Source organism: Nonomuraea sp. H19, assembly GCF_052068215.1.
Lineage (GTDB): Bacteria > Actinomycetota > Actinomycetes > Streptosporangiales > Streptosporangiaceae > Nonomuraea.
The window spans coordinates 240,802-257,306 of sequence record NZ_JBQHCV010000003.1 but is presented as its reverse complement, the minus strand read 5'-3'; the positions used below and the strand labels follow the sequence as shown (position 1 = coordinate 257,306).

17 protein-coding genes are annotated in these 16,505 nt (G+C 69.9%); 7 read left to right on the top strand and 10 right to left on the bottom strand.

What is annotated here, in order from left to right:
- Positions 1-69 precede the first annotated feature (69 nt).
- From ACTMTI_RS07910 to ACTMTI_RS07900, 3 genes are read left to right on the top strand one after another with little or no spacing between them, the layout of a single operon-like run.
- On the top strand, positions 70-747 hold the full coding sequence (locus ACTMTI_RS07910; protein WP_441119167.1) for a response regulator transcription factor: 678 nt from the start codon (positions 70-72) through the stop codon (positions 745-747).
- The gene (locus ACTMTI_RS07905) at positions 744-1,982 is read left to right on the top strand and encodes an ATP-binding protein (RefSeq protein WP_441119165.1); all 1,239 of its coding nucleotides are present in this window, start codon (positions 744-746) and stop codon (positions 1,980-1,982) included. The genes ACTMTI_RS07910 and ACTMTI_RS07905 overlap by 4 nt, the downstream gene beginning before the upstream one ends.
- A gap of 35 nt (positions 1,983-2,017) precedes the next feature.
- On the top strand, positions 2,018-2,374 hold the full coding sequence (locus tag ACTMTI_RS07900) for a PepSY domain-containing protein (RefSeq protein WP_441119163.1): 357 nt from the start codon (positions 2,018-2,020) through the stop codon (positions 2,372-2,374).
- Between the two features lie 43 nt (positions 2,375-2,417).
- Here the strand turns inward: ACTMTI_RS07900 and ACTMTI_RS07895 are convergent, their stop codons facing one another.
- Positions 2,418-3,407 (bottom strand): helix-turn-helix transcriptional regulator, encoded by a 990-nt coding sequence (locus ACTMTI_RS07895; RefSeq protein ID WP_441119162.1) that lies wholly within the window; start codon positions 3,405-3,407, stop codon positions 2,418-2,420.
- A 169-nt stretch (positions 3,408-3,576) separates the two neighbouring features.
- Between ACTMTI_RS07895 and ACTMTI_RS07890 the strand changes: the two genes are divergently transcribed.
- A complete protein-coding gene (locus ACTMTI_RS07890; RefSeq protein ID WP_441119161.1) occupies positions 3,577-4,245 on the top strand; it encodes an HNH endonuclease family protein in 669 nt (222 codons plus the stop codon).
- Positions 4,246-4,309: 64 nt separating this feature from the next.
- On the opposite strand, the gene ACTMTI_RS07885 is transcribed toward ACTMTI_RS07890, so the two are convergent.
- Positions 4,310-4,723 carry a type II toxin-antitoxin system VapC family toxin gene (locus ACTMTI_RS07885; protein ID WP_441119160.1) on the bottom strand — a complete coding sequence of 138 codons (414 nt, stop codon included), beginning with the start codon at positions 4,721-4,723 and terminating at the stop codon, positions 4,310-4,312.
- Positions 4,724-4,800: 77 nt separating this feature from the next.
- Entirely contained in the window at positions 4,801-5,040 is a 240-nt protein-coding gene (locus ACTMTI_RS07880; protein WP_441119159.1) for a hypothetical protein, read from the bottom strand.
- A gap of 29 nt (positions 5,041-5,069) precedes the next feature.
- Between ACTMTI_RS07880 and ACTMTI_RS07875 the strand changes: the two genes are divergently transcribed.
- Positions 5,070-5,222, top strand: a complete 153-nt coding sequence (locus tag ACTMTI_RS07875) for a DUF6289 family protein (RefSeq protein WP_441119157.1) — start codon at positions 5,070-5,072, stop codon at positions 5,220-5,222.
- Between the two features lie 42 nt (positions 5,223-5,264).
- Here ACTMTI_RS07875 and ACTMTI_RS07870 read toward each other — a convergent pair whose 3' ends face one another.
- From ACTMTI_RS07870 to aceB, 7 genes are all read right to left on the bottom strand, one after another.
- Positions 5,265-7,178, bottom strand: a complete 1,914-nt coding sequence (locus ACTMTI_RS07870; RefSeq protein ID WP_441119156.1) for a hypothetical protein — start codon at positions 7,176-7,178, stop codon at positions 5,265-5,267.
- Positions 7,179-7,240: 62 nt separating this feature from the next.
- Entirely contained in the window at positions 7,241-7,453 is a 213-nt protein-coding gene (locus ACTMTI_RS07865; protein WP_441119155.1) for a DUF2277 domain-containing protein, read from the bottom strand.
- Between the two features lie 47 nt (positions 7,454-7,500).
- Positions 7,501-8,238, bottom strand: a complete 738-nt coding sequence (locus tag ACTMTI_RS07860; RefSeq protein WP_441119531.1) for an IclR family transcriptional regulator — start codon at positions 8,236-8,238, stop codon at positions 7,501-7,503.
- A 2-nt stretch (positions 8,239-8,240) separates the two neighbouring features.
- Positions 8,241-9,443 carry a (Fe-S)-binding protein gene (locus ACTMTI_RS07855; protein ID WP_441119154.1) on the bottom strand — a complete coding sequence of 401 codons (1,203 nt, stop codon included), beginning with the start codon at positions 9,441-9,443 and terminating at the stop codon, positions 8,241-8,243.
- Between the two features lie 34 nt (positions 9,444-9,477).
- Positions 9,478-10,662, bottom strand: a complete 1,185-nt coding sequence (locus ACTMTI_RS07850) for an FAD-binding oxidoreductase (RefSeq protein ID WP_441119152.1) — start codon at positions 10,660-10,662, stop codon at positions 9,478-9,480.
- Positions 10,662-12,098 (bottom strand): FAD-linked oxidase C-terminal domain-containing protein, encoded by a 1,437-nt coding sequence (locus ACTMTI_RS07845; protein WP_441119529.1) that lies wholly within the window; start codon positions 12,096-12,098, stop codon positions 10,662-10,664. The genes ACTMTI_RS07850 and ACTMTI_RS07845 overlap by 1 nt, the downstream gene beginning before the upstream one ends.
- Positions 12,099-12,122: 24 nt before the next feature.
- Entirely contained in the window at positions 12,123-13,700 is a 1,578-nt protein-coding gene (gene aceB / locus ACTMTI_RS07840) for a malate synthase A (protein ID WP_441119150.1), read from the bottom strand.
- 153 nt (positions 13,701-13,853) lie between these two features.
- On the opposite strand from aceB, the gene ACTMTI_RS07835 reads away from it, so the two are divergent.
- Together ACTMTI_RS07835 and hflX are read left to right on the top strand one after the other, a co-directional pair.
- Positions 13,854-14,546, top strand: a complete 693-nt coding sequence (locus ACTMTI_RS07835; RefSeq protein ID WP_441119149.1) for a DUF4097 family beta strand repeat-containing protein — start codon at positions 13,854-13,856, stop codon at positions 14,544-14,546.
- A gap of 84 nt (positions 14,547-14,630) precedes the next feature.
- Positions 14,631-16,043, top strand: coding sequence for a GTPase HflX (gene hflX, locus ACTMTI_RS07830; RefSeq protein WP_441119527.1), 1,413 nt, complete (start codon positions 14,631-14,633; stop codon positions 16,041-16,043).
- Positions 16,044-16,505 lie beyond the last annotated feature (462 nt).

Here is a 16,505-nt window from a genome sequence, read left to right as displayed (position 1 = left end):
GCTAAGGCCGGGTTAACGCAACGCTAAGGCGGCCTTTGTCATGGTCATCGACCGTCTACGTTCGTATCTATGGCTGACATCCTGCTCATCGAGGACGACGTGGCGATTCGCACGGCGCTCAGCCGCGGGCTGCGGGAGCTCGGCCACGCCGTCTCCTCCTCGCCGACGGCGCTGGACGGGCTGCGCCTGGCCGTACAGGACCGCCCTGAACTGATCGTGCTCGACCTCGGGCTGCCCGACCTCGACGGGGTGGAGCTGCTGCGGATGCTGCGCGCGGTCAGCCGGGTGCCGGTCATCGTGGCGACCGCGCGCGACGGGGACGCCGAGATGGTGCCCGTGCTGGACGCGGGGGCCGACGACTACGTGGTGAAGCCGTACAGCGCGGCGCAGCTCGACGCGCGGGTGCGGGCCGTGCTGCGGCGTTCTGGCGGCTCGGCTCCTGAGCCGCTGGCGGTGGGGGCGCTGCGGGTGGATCCGCGGGCGCGGACCGCCACGCTGGACGGCGCGGCGCTGGATCTGACGCCGCGCGAGTTCGACGTGCTGCACTATCTGGCCGCGCGGCCCGGCGAGGTGGTGACCAAGCGGGAGCTGCTGACGGAGGTGTGGCAGCTCCCGTACGGAGGCGCGGACAAGACCGTGGACGTGCACCTGTCATGGCTGCGCAGGAAGCTCGGCGAGACGGCCTCGGCGCCCCGCTACCTGCACACGGTCAGGGGTGTCGGGGTCAAGCTGGTCGAGCCGTCATGAGGCGGTGGCTCGCGCTGCTCGTGGCGGCGACGACGTCGCTCGTGCTGATCGCGCTGCTGGTGCCGATGGGACTGCTGATCCGGGCCGTGGCCGAGAACGGCGCGATGAGCCGGGCCACCGCCGCCGCCGAGTCCGTGGCGGTCGCCGTCGGCACCCCGGACCTGGGGCTGGCGGTGGAGCAGATCTCGCGTCCGGTGACGGTGTTCCTGCCCGATGGGAGCACGATGGGCGCGGCAGCCCCGCGCTCCGACGCCGTACGCCTGGCCGCGACGGGACGCAGCGTCACCGCCGCCGCCGGCGGGGGCAGGGAGGTGCTGGTCTCGGCGCAGTCGCCGGAGGGCACGGCCGTGATCAGGGTGTTCGTGCCGGACGCCGAGCTGATGAAGGGCGTGCGCGAGGCGTGGGCGGCGCTCGCCGTGCTCGGCCTCGCGCTGGTGGTGCTGGGGATCGTGCTGGCCGACCGGCTGGCGTTGGCGGTGACCAGGCCGGTGGACGGCCTGGCGCGCGTCTCACACCGGCTGGCCGGGGGAGACCTGTCCGCGCGGGCGGAGCCAGGCGGGCCGCCCGAGGTGCGCTCTGTGGCGCTCGCGCTCAACCACCTGGCCGGGCGGATCGACGAACTGCTGGCGGCGGAACGGGAGTCGGTGGCCGACCTGTCGCACCGGCTGCGTACCCCGCTGACAGGCCTCAGACTGGACGCCGAGTCGCTGCGGGACCCCGAGGAGGCGGCGCGCGTGCAGGCCCGCGTGGACGCTTTGGAGCGAGCGGTGAGCGCGGTCATCAAGGAGGCGCGACAGCGTACGGCGGGGCGCGAGTCGTGCGACGCGACGGCGGTGGTGCGGGAGCGGGTGCGGTTCTGGTCGGTGCTGGCCGAGGACCAGGGCCGGGAGGTCTCGATCTCCCTGCCGGCCGGCCCTTTGCCGGTCGCGGTGGGCGCCCAGGAGCTTGCGGCCTGCGTGGACGCCCTGCTGGGCAACGTCTTCGCGCACACCCCCGAAGGGGCTGCGATGTCCGTACGGCTCGCGCCGCATCCCTCGGGGGCGCTACTGGCGGTCCAGGACGCTGGGCCGGGGTTCGACCCGGCACTGCTGGAGCGCGGCAACAGCGCCGGCGGCTCGACCGGGCTCGGCCTCGACATCGCCCGGCGGACGGCCGAGTCCTCGGGCGGCCACCTGATCGTTTCCGCGCCTTCCGAGGGCGGAGCGCTCGTAGAGATGCTCTTAACCGCGGCTTAGCGCGCGGTTATCGGAGATCGCGATTTCGTGGAGTCATGCAGATCACCAAGAAGTTCATCGTTGTCGGAGCCGGGATCGTCACGCTGGCCACGGGCGGGGGCGTCGCCTACGCCGCCACCACCTCCGCGGCCGCGCCGAAGGTCACGGCGGAGAAGGCCATGGAGGTCGCGCACAAGCAGGTGCCGGGAGCCTGGGTCAGGGAGCTCGACTACGACCGGCGCGGTACGCGGCCGGACGTGTGGGAGATCGAGCTGGCCAAGGGCTCGGAGTGGCACGAGGTGGATGTCGACGCGACCAGCGGCAAGGTCACCGATCACGACACGAAGCGGGCCGACAAGGATGACGACGGCGACCGCGACGGCGACCGCGACGACGACCGCGACGACGACTGATCCCCCGCCCTTCGCGAGAGAAGCCGGCCCCCGCCGCCAATGATCACTTGGACAGCAGGTTGTGCTGGGCGGCGAGGAAGCCGGCGTGGAAGCGGGTTCTGGCGCCCAGGCGTTCGCACAGCACCTGGACGCGGCGCTGCACCGTACGTGGGCTCAACCCGAGCTGCCGGGCGATGGCGTCGTCCTTCATTCCCGCCGCCAGCAAAGCCAGCACCTCCGCGTCCGAGGGCTGCGGCCACGCCTCCGGCTCCAGGTCATCCTCGGACAGGCGCAGCGGTACGGCGGCCCGCCACAGCGTCTCGAACAGGCCCACCAGGGCGTCGAGCAGGGCGGACGGGTGCACCACCAGGGCGCTCTCCACGGCCCTGTTCTCGTCCGAGACCAGGGGCAGCATGGCGGTGCGGGCGTCGGCGATGGCCAGCTTGACCGGCACCTGGCCGAGCCTGGCCTGCTCGCCCTCGGTGATGGCGCGGCGCGTGTGGGCCAGCATGCCGGGGTGCTCGAACGCCTGCTGGCTGTAGATCCCGCGGGTGACGGGCGCTCCCTGGCGGGCCGCGCGCTGCCGGTTCTCGGAGTCGTCGCTGATGTCCACCGCGTACGGCGGATGCACCAGCACCAGCATCTCTCGCGTGGCGCCCCGTTCGAGCTGGAGATAGCGGCGGGCCACGGCGTCGCGCCCGGTCACCACCTCCAGCACTTCCTCCGGGTGCGGCCCGCTGCGCTCGGCGACCTCGGTGGCCAGCAGCGCGGCGGCCGCCCGGCTGTGTGTGAGCTCCTCCTGGCGGCGCGCGACGAGGATGTCGATGGCGACGTTCGGCGGCGTGGCGACCACCCGCAGCGGCCTGCCCGCCACGCGGGAGATCAGCCCGAGGTCCTCGAGCCGGGGCAGCATGCGGCGGATGGCGGCGGCGGACGCGCCGGTCTCGGTGGCGAGCCGGCTCAGCGTCGCGGGCCCGTGCCTGAGCAGCGCGCGATAGGCCGTCTCCTCGGCGACGGTGACCCCAAGCCCTTCCAGTAAGCGCCGCTGCGCCATGCCGCCTCTCCTGTTATGTCATGATCCGCAATCAGGTTATGGGCGGGCGCGTCCAGCGGTCCACCACAGGTAGGGCTTTATGACTGCTGCTGGACGCCCTGGAGGTGCTAAAAGCCCATTTAAGGGAAGTTGACCTAGACTTTGCGAAAACCGAAGTCTGGGGGTTAGCGTGCGGGCTCGTACGTTCATAGCCGGTCTGGCGACGATGGCGGTGTTGACCGGCTGTGGCGGCCTGGAGACGCAGTCCACGGACGCCAAGACCACCAAGCCCGACTCGGCCTCCATTTCGGACGCCGAGAAGAAGCTGGCCAAGCTCGCCGTCAAGGGCCGCGCCCCGAAGACCGGCTTCGACCGCGACGAGTTCGGCCCCGCCTGGGCCGACGTGGACCGCAACGGCTGCGACACCCGCAACGACATACTCAAGCGCGACCTCGAGGACGAGAGGTTCAAGGCGGGCACCCACGACTGCATCGTCCTGAGCGGCACGCTGAACGACCCGTACAGCGGCAAGACGATCAGCTTCAAGCGCGGCCAGGACACCAGCATGGACGTCCAGATCGACCACCTGATCCCGCTGTCGGACGCCTGGCAGAAGGGCGCGCGGCAGTGGTCGGCGACCAAGCGCAAGGAGTTCGCCAACGACCCGCTCAACCTGCTGGCCGTGGACGGGCCGCTGAACGGCCAGAAGAGCGACTCCGACGCCGCCACCTGGCTGCCGCCGCGCAAGGCGTACAGATGTGCCTATATCGCGCGCCAGATCGACGTGAAGGCGAAGTATGACGTCTGGGTGACGGCGGCCGAGAAGGCCGCCATGGAGACCGTTCTGTCGAGCTGCTGAGGCTGCCTGCGAATCAATGGAAGCGCAGGCCGGCTGGTGCGCACAACAGAGGCAAGCTCCGGACCTACACCTGCTTGAACTCCACAGGGATGCGTCGGAAGGCCGTCGCTGCGGCGCATAGCTTCGGGATGTGCCCGGCATCACTGGAGATCACGCGAGCCACATCTGGACTGCTCGCGGCTGTGGCCACCACCAGGGCGTCCACAACGCCACGGTGTCCATCCAGCCCCGTCTCCTCCAGCAATTGGCGGGCCAGCAGCGATGTCGACTCGGATACGGGCACGCGCACCAACTGTGAGCGCCACCAGTCCAGACGCTGTCCAGCCGCCCCGGTCCGCCGTTCTTCTGCCACCGTGACCACGCTGATTCCGGCGATGAAGCCTGCGCGCTCATACACCTTCAGCAGAGCCAGCAGTTCACGCTTGCGAGGATGGTGATCCTCTTCCGCCAACAGTGAGAAGCCCTGAGCGTCGAGCACGACAGCGGGACCGTCGAGAGTGTGGACGGCGCTTTCGCCCGCCGAGGGGGCGATGTGCTGTCGCCGCCGTGCGCGGCTCACAAACCGCCCACTTTGGCGACGATGGCTTCCATCTCCACCTCGGTGATCTCACTGGTGTCATCCTCGTAACGGTCGATCGCGCCACGCAGCCTCTTGCGCGCGACCCAGAAGGACAGGGCCTCGTCAGTGGCTGCCGAGAAGCCGCGAGGACCGCTGAGTTCCTCCACCTCGGCAATAAGCCGACGACGCAGGGTTACTGATTTGGGCGCCGTGATGTCAGACTCCGGAGCGGACATAACGTTCTCGCCTTCATGCTCGAAGAGCTGTGCCTTACGGGTATACGATACTCTATGTGATAAGCGGGTGTCCTGTATCCAACCTGACCGTCGTCGGCGGCGAGTACGAGGACTGCGACGGCGCGACGACCACATGGGGTAGACACACCGGCACCTACACCTTCGAAGAAAACCCCTGTTGACGCACGGAACGGCGATCCGCCCCGGCGGGGTCGCCGCCGCAATCAGTCTTCGGCGCTGAGAGCCGCCTTCGTCAGCTCGGCCTGTCGCCGGATCTGCCCCATGACGATGGGGTTCACCCCTTTGGTCTGGAAGAGGGTGACCATCTGGTCCATGACGGCGTTCGCCTTCTGCAGGTCTCCCTGCCGGGCCTGCGCCCTGGCCAGGCGGCGCATCACCATGTTCAGCGTGATGTTGTCGATCGCGGCGTCCCGGGCGACCCTCGTCAGGTGCTCGATGCCCTGCTTGGGGTCCGCCGGCCGCACGCTGAGCCGCTTGCCCGGGGTCAGCGCCTTGAACTCGCGCTCGGCGTTGAGCCCTTTGACCAGGCGCGCGTAGACGGCCAGCGGGTGGCCGCCGTACCTGTCGATCATCTCGTCCAGCGCCAGGTTCCCGGACCGGAGCGCCGGGGCGTCGGAGCCCAGCAGCGAGAACAGCTTGCCCTGCTCCTCACCCAGCATCAGCTCGGCCACCCGGTGGTCATCGAAGGAGACCGGGTAGCGGACCCGGACCAGGCAGGCGGGGGAGACGATGCGAGAGCCGTCGGCGGCGATGTACTGGGCGCGGACGTGGTATTCGCCGGGCTGCTGGAAGTAATGACCGTCGCGGCCGTGCCCGATGTACGCGCTGCGGTACATGGCCGGATTGCCGTCATCAAGCCGGATCTCCGGCGAGTCGTCCACGCAGTGCCGCATCATCGGCCGGTACAGGACCGTCCTGCCGCCCGGCTGCGTGATCGACACCTGCGTGAACTCCGTGTCGGGATGCAGGTGGCCGTGCGTGGTGTGCGGCTCGCCGGCGCAGGACAGCTTCAGCTCGACCACGACGGGCTCGCCCAGCTCGAACGACTCCTTGGCGCGCAGCTCCAGCCGCAGCCCGGAATGGTCCTCGACCGGTTGCTCGAACGGGTCGATCTCGGCCGCCCCGGTGCCGAACGCGTTCGCGCCCATGGCCACGTCACGGAAGAAGCCGTGGCGCAGGTGCACAAGCTCGGGATCGGTGAACTGGAACGGGAAGGCCGCCCAGTAGCCATGTTCGCCGCCCGGCCTGAAGTTCTGGACGTAGTTCATCCACGACAGATCCCCGAAGCCGCCGTCAGGGCCGAGGGGCTGAGGTGGGGTGGCGAGGTTCTTCTGCCAGGAATGCAGCAGGTTGAAGGCGTGCCCTAACTCGTGCACGTACGTCCGTAACTGCGCGCGCTGCGCCTGCGGGGTGTCGCCCTTGATCGCGTCGTAGAAGACCGCCGACCCCTGCCGCTGGTGGGCGTCGTTGTAGTCGAACATGATGCCCCGGTAGCCGCCCACGTGCTTGCTGGCCACCAGCAGCCACAGCCGCCAGGCCGGCGCGTCGCCGAACATGCTGAACTGCTGCGTCATCGCGTGGTGCAGCTCGGCGTCGTCCCACGCCAGATCCGCCCCCGACCCGTCCACCGGGATCACCCCCGGCTCGGCCACCGTCAGCTCGATGCCCGCCTCCGCGTACGCGGCCGTCACGCTCAACTCCCTGGCCGGCGTGCCGCCCGGCCCCGGCAGCGCGCCCGTGTGGTACGACACGAACGGCACGGACCCCGTCACCGAGTCCTGCTCCAGCAGCACCCGGCGGAAGTACGGCGAGGCGAACGAGACCTGAAAGGTACGCCCCGCCAGCACGGCCGTCCCCGACCCGTCGGTGATCGTGACACTGACGTCCTTGACCGGAGTGTCGAACGAGAAGACCCCGCGCCCCTGGATCCGCACCTCATCGCCCTCGGCCCGCACGGTGGGCGCGTCGACCACGAACGAGCCCGCGTAGGAGGTCGTCGCGCCGGCCACGGCGAACAGGTCGCCGCTCACCCGCCCGGTCGGCCTGGTCCCGTCCACGTCGACCCGGAGCACCAGCCGCGAGTCGCCGTCCTGTCCCTCGTACAGCCCGCTGATCATGGGAGCTCCCTGGGATCGCTGGGGTTTATACCCGGGAAGACTTCTCCCGCCAAGAGGGCCTGTCAACGACTCCCGCGAACTTGGAGCGCCGCCAGCAACTCCTCCGAGGCCTGGGTGATCGCCTCGACGGCCCGGTCGAACGCCTCGGCGTTGTGCGCGGCGGGCGCGCGGAAGCCGGAGATCTTCCTGACGTACTGCAACGCGGCCGCCCGCACGTCCTCCTCGGTCACACTCTCGGCGTACGGAGGTCGCAGGGTCTTGATGCTTCTACACATGCCCTCACGTTAACGGCCCATCTCATGCCGCGACCATCGCGCTCCTATCATCGCGGCGGGCTGAGCTCGTTGCCGAAGTCGAGCGCGATCTTGCGCAGGCCCTCCGCCAACTCGTCGCGGTCCAGTGACTCGATCCGCTCGGCCGGCCCCGACACCGACATCGCGGCCACCACCCGGCCGCCGTCCCACACGGGCACGGCCAGGCAGTGCACGCCCAGCTCCTCCTCACCGAGGTCCATGGCGTACCCGCGCGCTTTGACCAGGTCGAGCTCGGCGAGCATGTCCGTCACATCGGTGATGGTGTTGGGGGTGCGGCGCGGCATGCCGGTCCGCTCGAACACCGCCACCGCGTCGGTGGCCGGCCGGTCGGCCAGCAGCACCTTGCCCACGGCCGTGCTGTGCGGCAGCACCCGCCTGCCGACCTCGGCGAACATCCGCAGCCTGCGCGGCGAGGGCACCTGCGCCACGTACACGACGAAGTCGCCTTCGAGCACGGCCAGGTTCGCGGTCTCGCCGGACAGCTCGACCATCTTCGTCAGATACGGCTGCGCCCACACGCCGACCATGCTCTCCGCGATGCCGCCGAGCCGCACGAGGCCTGCGCCCAGGGCGTACCTTCTGTCGGATTCCTGCCGCACGTAGCCGCGGGCGAGCAGGGTCTGCAGCAGCCGGTGGATGGTGCCGTACGGCAGCCCGGTCCTGGCGGCGATCTCCGACAGGCCGGCCTCTCCGCCGTGTCCGGCCAGCGCTTCCAGCACGTCGAGCGCCCGCTCGACCGACTGCACACTCACAGGGACACCCCGCGCAGCGAGGCGTCCAGCACTTCGGCGGTATGCGCCACCCTGATCTGCGCACCGGCCCTGCGCATGGCGGTGGCGATCTGCATGGTGCAGCCGGGGTTGGCGGAGACCAGCAACTCGGCGCCGGTCGAGCCGACCGCCTTGGCCTTCCTGTCGCCGAGGTCGTGGGCGGCCTGCGGCTGGAAGATGTTGTACGTGCCCGCCGAGCCGCAGCAGATCGCCGACTCCGGGATCTCGCGCAGTTCCAGCATCGGGATGCCGCTCAGCAGTTCGCGGGGCTGCGCGCGGACGCCCTGGGCGTGGGCCAGGTGGCAGGCGTCGTGGTAGGCGATGGTGAGCGGCAGCGGGTGCCGCTTGGCCGCGGGCCCCAGCTCGCACAGGAACTCCGACAGGTCCAGCACCCTGAACGCCGGTTCGGTGCCGAGCAGCACGCCGTACTCCTTCATGGATGAGCCGCAGCCGGCCGCGTTCACCACGACGGTGTCCACGCCCGCCCGTTCGAACGTCCGCACGGTGCGCCGGGCCAGCCTCTTGGCCTGGTCGTCGCGCCCGGAATGGACGCTGAGCGCCCCGCAGCAGCCCTGCCCCGGCGGGATGACCACGTCGCAGCCCTCCAGCGCGAGGACCCGCGCGGTCGCCGCGTTGACCTGCGGGAAGAACTCGCCTTGCACGCACCCGGTGAGCATGCCGACCACGGCCCGGCGCTCACCTCTGGCCCTGACCACGCGCGGCAGCCGCTGCCGGCGCTCCACGCGGGGCGCGAGCGCGGCCATGGCGCCGAGGCCCGGATGCACCCGGGTGAGGAACGGCGCCATCCGCTCGGCCAGCCACATCGTCGGCCGCAGCAGCCGCAGCCTGCGCGGGTAGGGGAACAGGCTGAACACGAGGCCGCGCACGGCCCGCTCCTGCGGCTCGCGTACGTGCTTCCGCTCCACCTCCACCCTGGTCAGCTCGATCAGCCGGTCGTACTTGACCCCGGACGGGCAGGCCGTCACGCAGGCCATGCACCCCAGACAGGCATCGAAATGTCCTGCCATTTCCGGTGTGATCGGGGTGCCCTCGACGTGCTGGCTCATCAGGTGGATCCGCCCGCGCGGCGAGTCCATCTCCTCGCCCCACAACAGATAAGTAGGGCACGTCGGCAGGCAGAATCCGCAGTGCACGCAGTCGTTGATCAGCTCAGGGTCCATGCCTGACCCCTCCCACGAAGCCTCGGGGTTCACCTCAGATCCCTCCCACGAACCGGCCGGGAGACATCCTGCGCCCGGGATCGAACCGTTCTTTGACCCGCCGCATCAGCGGCAGGGCGCTCACCTGCCCCCACCGGTCGAGGCCGTCGTACGGGGCGGCGAGCACGTTCACCCGCCCGCCGGCCGCCTCGACCCGCTCGCGCAGCCCGGACACGGTCGCGGCCAGCTCGGGCTCGCCGCGCGCGTCCCAGGACTCCAGCAGCACCCGCCCGGACACGGGCGAGCCCCGCAGCGACAGCCCGGTCTCGGCCACGGCGTCCAGGACGGCCTCCGTGCCGGTGGCCGGGAACCGCACCTCGATCAGCACCTCGTCACGCAGGATCAGCCCCCACCACGACGGCCGCGCGTCGCTCACGGTGCCCTTGCCGATCAGCGCGCGCAGCGTCTCGGCCCGCGCCTCGGCCGCCGCGCCCTCGACCAGCACGGCCAGGCTCAACGGCCCGCCCCGGTCCGGCCAGTCCACGTCGACCGCGCTCGGCTCCGCCTGCGAGGCGGCCAGCGCGGCGGCGATCGGCGGCAGCTCGGCGCGATCGAGCTCCGCCGTGATCCAGCGGCGTGCCACGGGCAGCGGATGCAGGCGGAACGTGGCCTCCGCGATGACGCCGAGCGTGCCGTACGAGCCGGTGAAGAGCTTGCCGAGGTCGTAGCCGGCGACGTTCTTCACCACTTTGCCGCCCGACTTGGCGATCGTGCCGTCGGGCAGCACGACGGTGATGCCGATGAGCAGGTCACGGGCGGTGCCGTAGCGGAAGGAACGGGGCCCGGGCAGCGCGGCGGCCAGCGTGCCGCCGACCGTCGTGCCCTCGGCGAACGGCACGTCGAGCGCCAGCTCCTGCCCCTTGTCCGCGAGCACGGCGGCCAGCGCGTCCATGGTCACCCCGGCCTGCGTGCGCACCACGAGGTCACCGGCGGCGTGCTCCAGGATCTCGTTCAGGCAGCACATGTCGAGCAGCACGTCGCACCGCTCCGGCGGCAGGCCCCAGTGCAGCTTCGTGCCGCCGCCCGCGGGCACCACCGCCAGGTCCTGCTCGGCGCAGGCCCGCAGCACGGCCGCGACCTCCTCCACCGTCTCCGGCAGCGCCACCCAGCGGGGGCGCACGCCGCTGACGGCGTCGTCCGCGTCCGCCTGCCGGACCGTCACCCCGCTGTCCGCGAGCATCAGAACTGCTCCGCCTTCCCCGACTCGACCAGCGGATGCACGCCTTTGCGAACCCCCGGAACCTCGCCGCACAGGCGCGGCGTGGGGAACACCTTGCCCGGGTTCGACAGGCCCTGGGGATCGAACGCACACCGCACGAGCTGCATCGTGTCCAGATCGTCCGCGCTGAACATCTTCGGCATATATCGCGACTTGTCCACTCCGACCCCGTGCTCGCCCGTGATCGAACCGCCGTGCTCGATGCACAGGTCCAGGATCGCCCCCGAGACCACCTCGGCCCGCTCGCCCGCCCCCGGCTCCGCGTCGTCGAACAGCACCAGCGGGTGCAGGTTGCCGTCCCCGGCGTGGAAGACGTTGGCCACCCTGATCCCGTGTTCGCTGGAGAGCCGGTCGATGGCGGCCAGCACGCTGGGCAGGGCCGTGCGCGGCACCACGCCGTCCTGCACGATGTACGCGGGGCTGATGCGCCCCACGGCCGCGAACGCCGACTTGCGGCCCTTCCAGATCGCCGCCCGCTCGGCCGCGTCGGCCGCCACGCGCAGTTCGAACGCCCCGGAGCAGATCTCCCTGAGCTGCGCGAACTGCCGCTCGACCTCCGCCTCCGGCCCGTCCAGCTCGACGATCAACACGGCCCCGGCACCCTCGGGGTAGGAGCAGGCCACCGCCGCCTCGGCCGCCTCGATGGCCAGCGCGTCCATCATCTCGATGGCGGCCGGGACGATGCCCGCGCCGATGATCGCCGACACCGCCTGCCCGCCCTGCTCGATGCTCTCGAACGCGGCCAGCACCGTCATCACGGACTCGGGCGCGCGGCACAGGCGCACCGTGATCTTGGTGGCGATGCCCAGCGTGCCCTCCGAGCCGACGAACGCCCCCAGCAGGTCGTAGCCCGGATCCATGCGGTCGAGCACGATCAGGTCGCCGTCCGGGGTGACGATCTCGCAGGCCTCGACGTGGTTGACGGTGAAGCCGTATTTCAGGCAGTGGGCGCCGCCGGAGTTCTCCGCCACATTGCCGCCGATCGAGCAGATCTGCTGGCTGGAGGGGTCGGGAGCGAAGTAGTAGCCCCGGTCGCGCACGGCCTCGGTGATGGCCAGGTTCGTGACGCCCGGCTCCACGACCGCCCGGCGGTTGGCCAGGTCGATCTCCAGGATCGCGCGCATCCGGGAGGTGACGATGAGCACGCCGTCCTCGCGGGGGAGCGCGCCGCCCGACAGGCCCGTGCCCGACCCCCTGGCCACGAAGGGCACGCCGAAGTCGTTGCACAGGCGCACCACGCGGGCGACCTGTTCGGCCGTGTCCGGCAGCACGACCACGCCGGGGGTCGCCCGGTGGTAGGTGAGGCCGTCGCACTCGTAGGTGCGCAGGCGTACCGGATCGGTGATCACCGAGTCGTGGGGCAGCAGTGTGCGCAGCGCCGCCGCCAAAGTGTCGATCACCCGATCACCTTCCTCTTTCTCCTATGGCATCCTCGCGTACGCGGGAAGCGTCAGGAACTCGGCGAAATCATCGTCCAGGGCCACTTCCTTGAACAGCGCGGTTGCCTGGGCGTACAGGTCCTCGTCGTGGCCCGGCTCCGCGGCGATCTTGGCGAGCTCCTCCGAGATGATCCGCTCCACCAGCTCCTTCGTCACCTGCGCGCCCGTGTCGGCGAGCGTGATGTCGTTGTGGATCCACTGCCAGATCTGCGAACGCGAGATCTCGGCCGTGGCGGCGTCCTCCATGAGGTTGTGGATCGCCACCGCACCAAGCCCGCCCATCCAGGCGGCCAGGTAACGCAGCGCCACGTCCACGTTGTTGCGCAGCCCGGCCTCGGTGATCTCGCCGGGCGTCTCCGAGACGGCCAGCAGGTCGGCGGCCGACACACTGACGTCCTCGCGCAGCCGGTCGAGCTGGTTGGGCCGGGAGCCCAGCACCCCGTCGAACACCTCGCGGCACACCGGCACCAGGTCCGGGTGCGCCACCCACGAACCGTCGAACCCGTCGCCCGACTCGCGCGTCTTGTCCGCCCGCACCTTCTCCAGCGCCACGGCATTGACCTCGGGGTCCCGGCGCGAAGGGATGAACGCCGCCATCCCGCCGATGGCGTGCGCGCCGCGCTTGTGGCAGGTGCGCACCAGCAGCTCGGTGTACGCGCGCATGAACGGGGCGGTCATCGTCACCGCGTTCCGCTCGGGCAGCAGGAATTCCCGGCCCCTGGTGCGGAACTTCTTGATCACGCTGAACAGGTAGTCCCAGCGGCCCGCGTTGAGCCCGGCCGAGTGGTCGCGCAGTTCGTAGAGGATCTCCTCCATCTCGAACGCCGCCGGGTAGGTCTCGATGAGCACGGTCGCCCGGATCGTGCCGTGCGGGAGGCCGAGCAGCTCCTGTGCCCTGGTGAACACGTCGTTCCAGAGCCGCGCCTCCAGGTGAGACTCGATCTTCGGAAGGTAGAAGTAAGGTCCCTTGCCCTTGTCGAGCTGGCGCTGGGCGCAGTGGAAGAAGTAGAGCCCGAAATCGAACAGCGACCCCGACACCGGCTGCCCGTCGACCTGCGCGTGCTTCTCGTCCAGGTGCCACCCGCGCGGCCGCACCACGACCGTGGCCAGCTCGGCGTCGGGCTTGAGCGCGTACGTCTTGCCGCCGGTCTCGAAGTCGATCGTGCGGTCGAGCGCGTCGCGCAGGTTGAGGTGGCCGGCGACGCAGTTTTCCCACAGCGGGGAGTTGGCGTCCTCGAAGTCGGCCAGCCAGACCTTGGCGCGGGAGTTGAGCGCGTTGATGGTCATCTTCTTGTCGACCGGACCGGTGATCTCGACACGGCGGTCCTCCAGGCCGGGCGCCGGGGGAGCGACGCGCCAGTCGCCCTCCCTGATCTCCTTGGTCTCGGGCAGGAAGTCGAGCGTGCCGCCTGCGGACAGCTCCGCCTGCCGCGCCTGCCGGGCCTTCAGCAGCTGCAGCCGCGTGGGGCCGAACTCCCGCTGGAGAGCCGCAACGAAATCGAGCGCCTCCGGCGTGAGGATCTCATCGAACCGGTCGAGCATCGGGCCGGTGATCTCCATGGGACCTCTTTCCGTCTTATGGAAAACAAGTTCTGGATTGTGGAAACGAAGCTACTCCCATGGTGTACCCGGGTCAAAGGCTGGGGTTAACCCGGGGAGCCTTCCGGGGCATCCCCGATGCCGGATGTGCCGTGCCACGCGAGGATTGCGGGTATGAAGACGATCGCGATCGCGGGCGGGCTGCTGGCTTCCGCGGTGCTGCTGACGGGATGCGGGCTCGCGAGCATCGCCGCCCCCACCAACCAGGACACGACGTCCTACCAGGTGACGGACAAGGTCACCAAGCTGCAGCTGGACAGCCAATCGGGCGACGCCGTGATCACGGAGACCGACGGCACCGCCATCCGCGTCGTGGAGACCCTCCGCTGGCGCGGCGACGACAAGCCCAAGACCGAGCACAAGGTCGAGGGCGGCGTGTTATTCGTGACGTACGACTGCCCGTCGAACTTCGGCAGCTGCGGCGTCGACTACAAGGTGGAGATCCCCAAGGGGCTGGCCGTCGACCTCGACAGCGGCTCCGGCAACCTCACGCTCAGGGGGCTGACCGGCGACATCGACGTGTTCGTCGGCTCCGGCGACGTGGACGCCTCCGACCTCGCGGGCAAGAAGGTCGTGGGCGAGGCCGGGTCGGGGAACATCGAGCTCAAGTACACCACCGCGCCCGTCAGCGCGAAGATCGAGGTCGGCTCGGGAGACGTCGTGCTCCAGGTTCCCGACGGGGCCTATGACGTGTCGACCGACACGGGATCCGGCGACGCGAACGTCAAGGTCAAGACCGACGGCTCCTCGCCGTACAAGATCTCGCTGGCCTCGGGTTCCGGCGACGTCAGCGTGCAGCCTGGATAACCAGGTGATTGCGCCCGGGATGTCATGCCACCATCGTGGGAAGACACCGAGGTGTCCAGACGTTCCCTCATAGAGATGACACGAATGCACGAATACACCGCGCTCGACGAGTTCGAGACCGGCGATATGGACCTCGAGGAGCGCCAGGCGCTGCGCCGCGTGGCGGGCCTCTCCACCGAACTCCAGGATGTCTCCGAGGTCGAATACCGGCAGCTGCGGCTCGAGCGGGTCGTCCTGGTCGGCGTCTGGACCTCCGGCACCGTGGAGGATGCGGAAAACTCCCTGCTCGAGCTCAAGCTCCTGGCCGAGACCGCCGGGTCCGAGGTGCTCGACGGGCTGATCCAGCGTCGCCAGAAACCCGACCCGGCCACTTACATCGGCTCGGGCAAGGCGCTCGAACTGCGCGACGTGGTCGAATCCAGCGGCGCCGACACCGTGATCTGCGACGGCGAGCTGACCCCCGGTCAGCTCCGCCAGCTCGAGGAGACGGTCAAGGTCAAGGTGATCGACCGCACGGCGCTGATCCTCGACATCTTCGCCCAGCACGCCAAGAGCCGCGAGGGCAAGGCCCAGGTCGAGCTGGCTCAGCTGCAATACCTGCTGCCCCGCCTGCGCGGCTGGGGTGGCAACCTGTCCAGGCAGGTCGGCGGTCGCGCCGCGGGCGGCGTCGGCATCGGCGGCCGTGGCCCCGGTGAGACCAAGATCGAGCTGGACCGCCGCCGCATCCGCGAGCGGATGTCCAAGCTGCGCCGCCAGATCAGCGGCATGTCCACCTCGCGTGAGACCATGCGCTACCAGCGCCAGCGGCGCGAGGTCCCGGCCGTGGCCATCGCCGGCTACACCAACGCCGGCAAGTCCTCGCTGCTCAACCGCATCACCGGTGCGGGCGTGCTGGTCGAGGACGCGCTGTTCGCCACCCTGGACCCGACCGTGCGCCGCGCGCGCACGCCGGAAGGCAGGCTGTTCACGATCGCCGACACCGTCGGCTTCGTCCGCCACCTGCCGCACCAGCTGGTCGAGGCGTTCCGCTCCACGCTGGAGGAGGTCGCCGACGCCGACCTGATCCTGCACGTGGTCGACGGCTCCCACCCCGATCCCGAGGGGCAACTGGCCGCGGTACGCGAGGTGTTCGCCGACATCGAGGGCGCCTCCGACGTACGCGAGATCGTCGTGATCAACAAGGCCGACGCGGCCGACCAAGAGGTGGTCGACCGCATCATCAGGCGCGAGCGCGACAGCATCGTGGTCTCGGCGCGGACCGGCAAGGGCATCCCCGAGCTGCTGGCGCTCATCGAGCAGGAGCTGCCCAGGCTGGATCACGAGATCCACCTGCTGGTTCCGTACGATCGGAGCGACCTGATCTCGCGGGCCCACAAGGAGGGCGAAGTGCTCTCCGTGGACCACGTCGGAGACGGCACGATCCTGCACGCTCGCGTGCTGCCCAGCCTGTCGCAGGAGCTGGAGCGCGTGGGCAAGCCGGTGGAGCGCGTCTCCTAGCCGCTGGGATCTGGGCCTCTTCGCTGTGAGGCGATTGCGCTTGTGGCGTGATAGGCCTTTTGGCGATTCCTGCTGGGGCACCTGCCGCGCTGCGGTACGGTTGGGCCGCGTCGCCGACGAAACGCTCGAACAGGGAGTGGCACCACGCACGTGGGCCTCTCCCGGCACAGGCGGGCAGTCGGCGGCACGTCACGACACGGTTGGGCAGCTCTTGCCGCAAAGCGCGCAGGGCTGCCCAAAAGCGACAGTGGCCCCTGAACGGCGAGGTTGCTAGGATTAACCAGACCTAACGTTGGTCTGGTCTTTAAGTTTTGTTCAAGGTTTCGGATGATGACTGCTGGTGCCGATGTCGTCGGCGGGGGCCGTGGGAACGAAGCGGGGCTGAGTGACCGATGGGATCAGTGGTCTTTCTTCCGAATAACCCTGTACACCAGCCCGACATGTGAAATAACGTAACTGAAC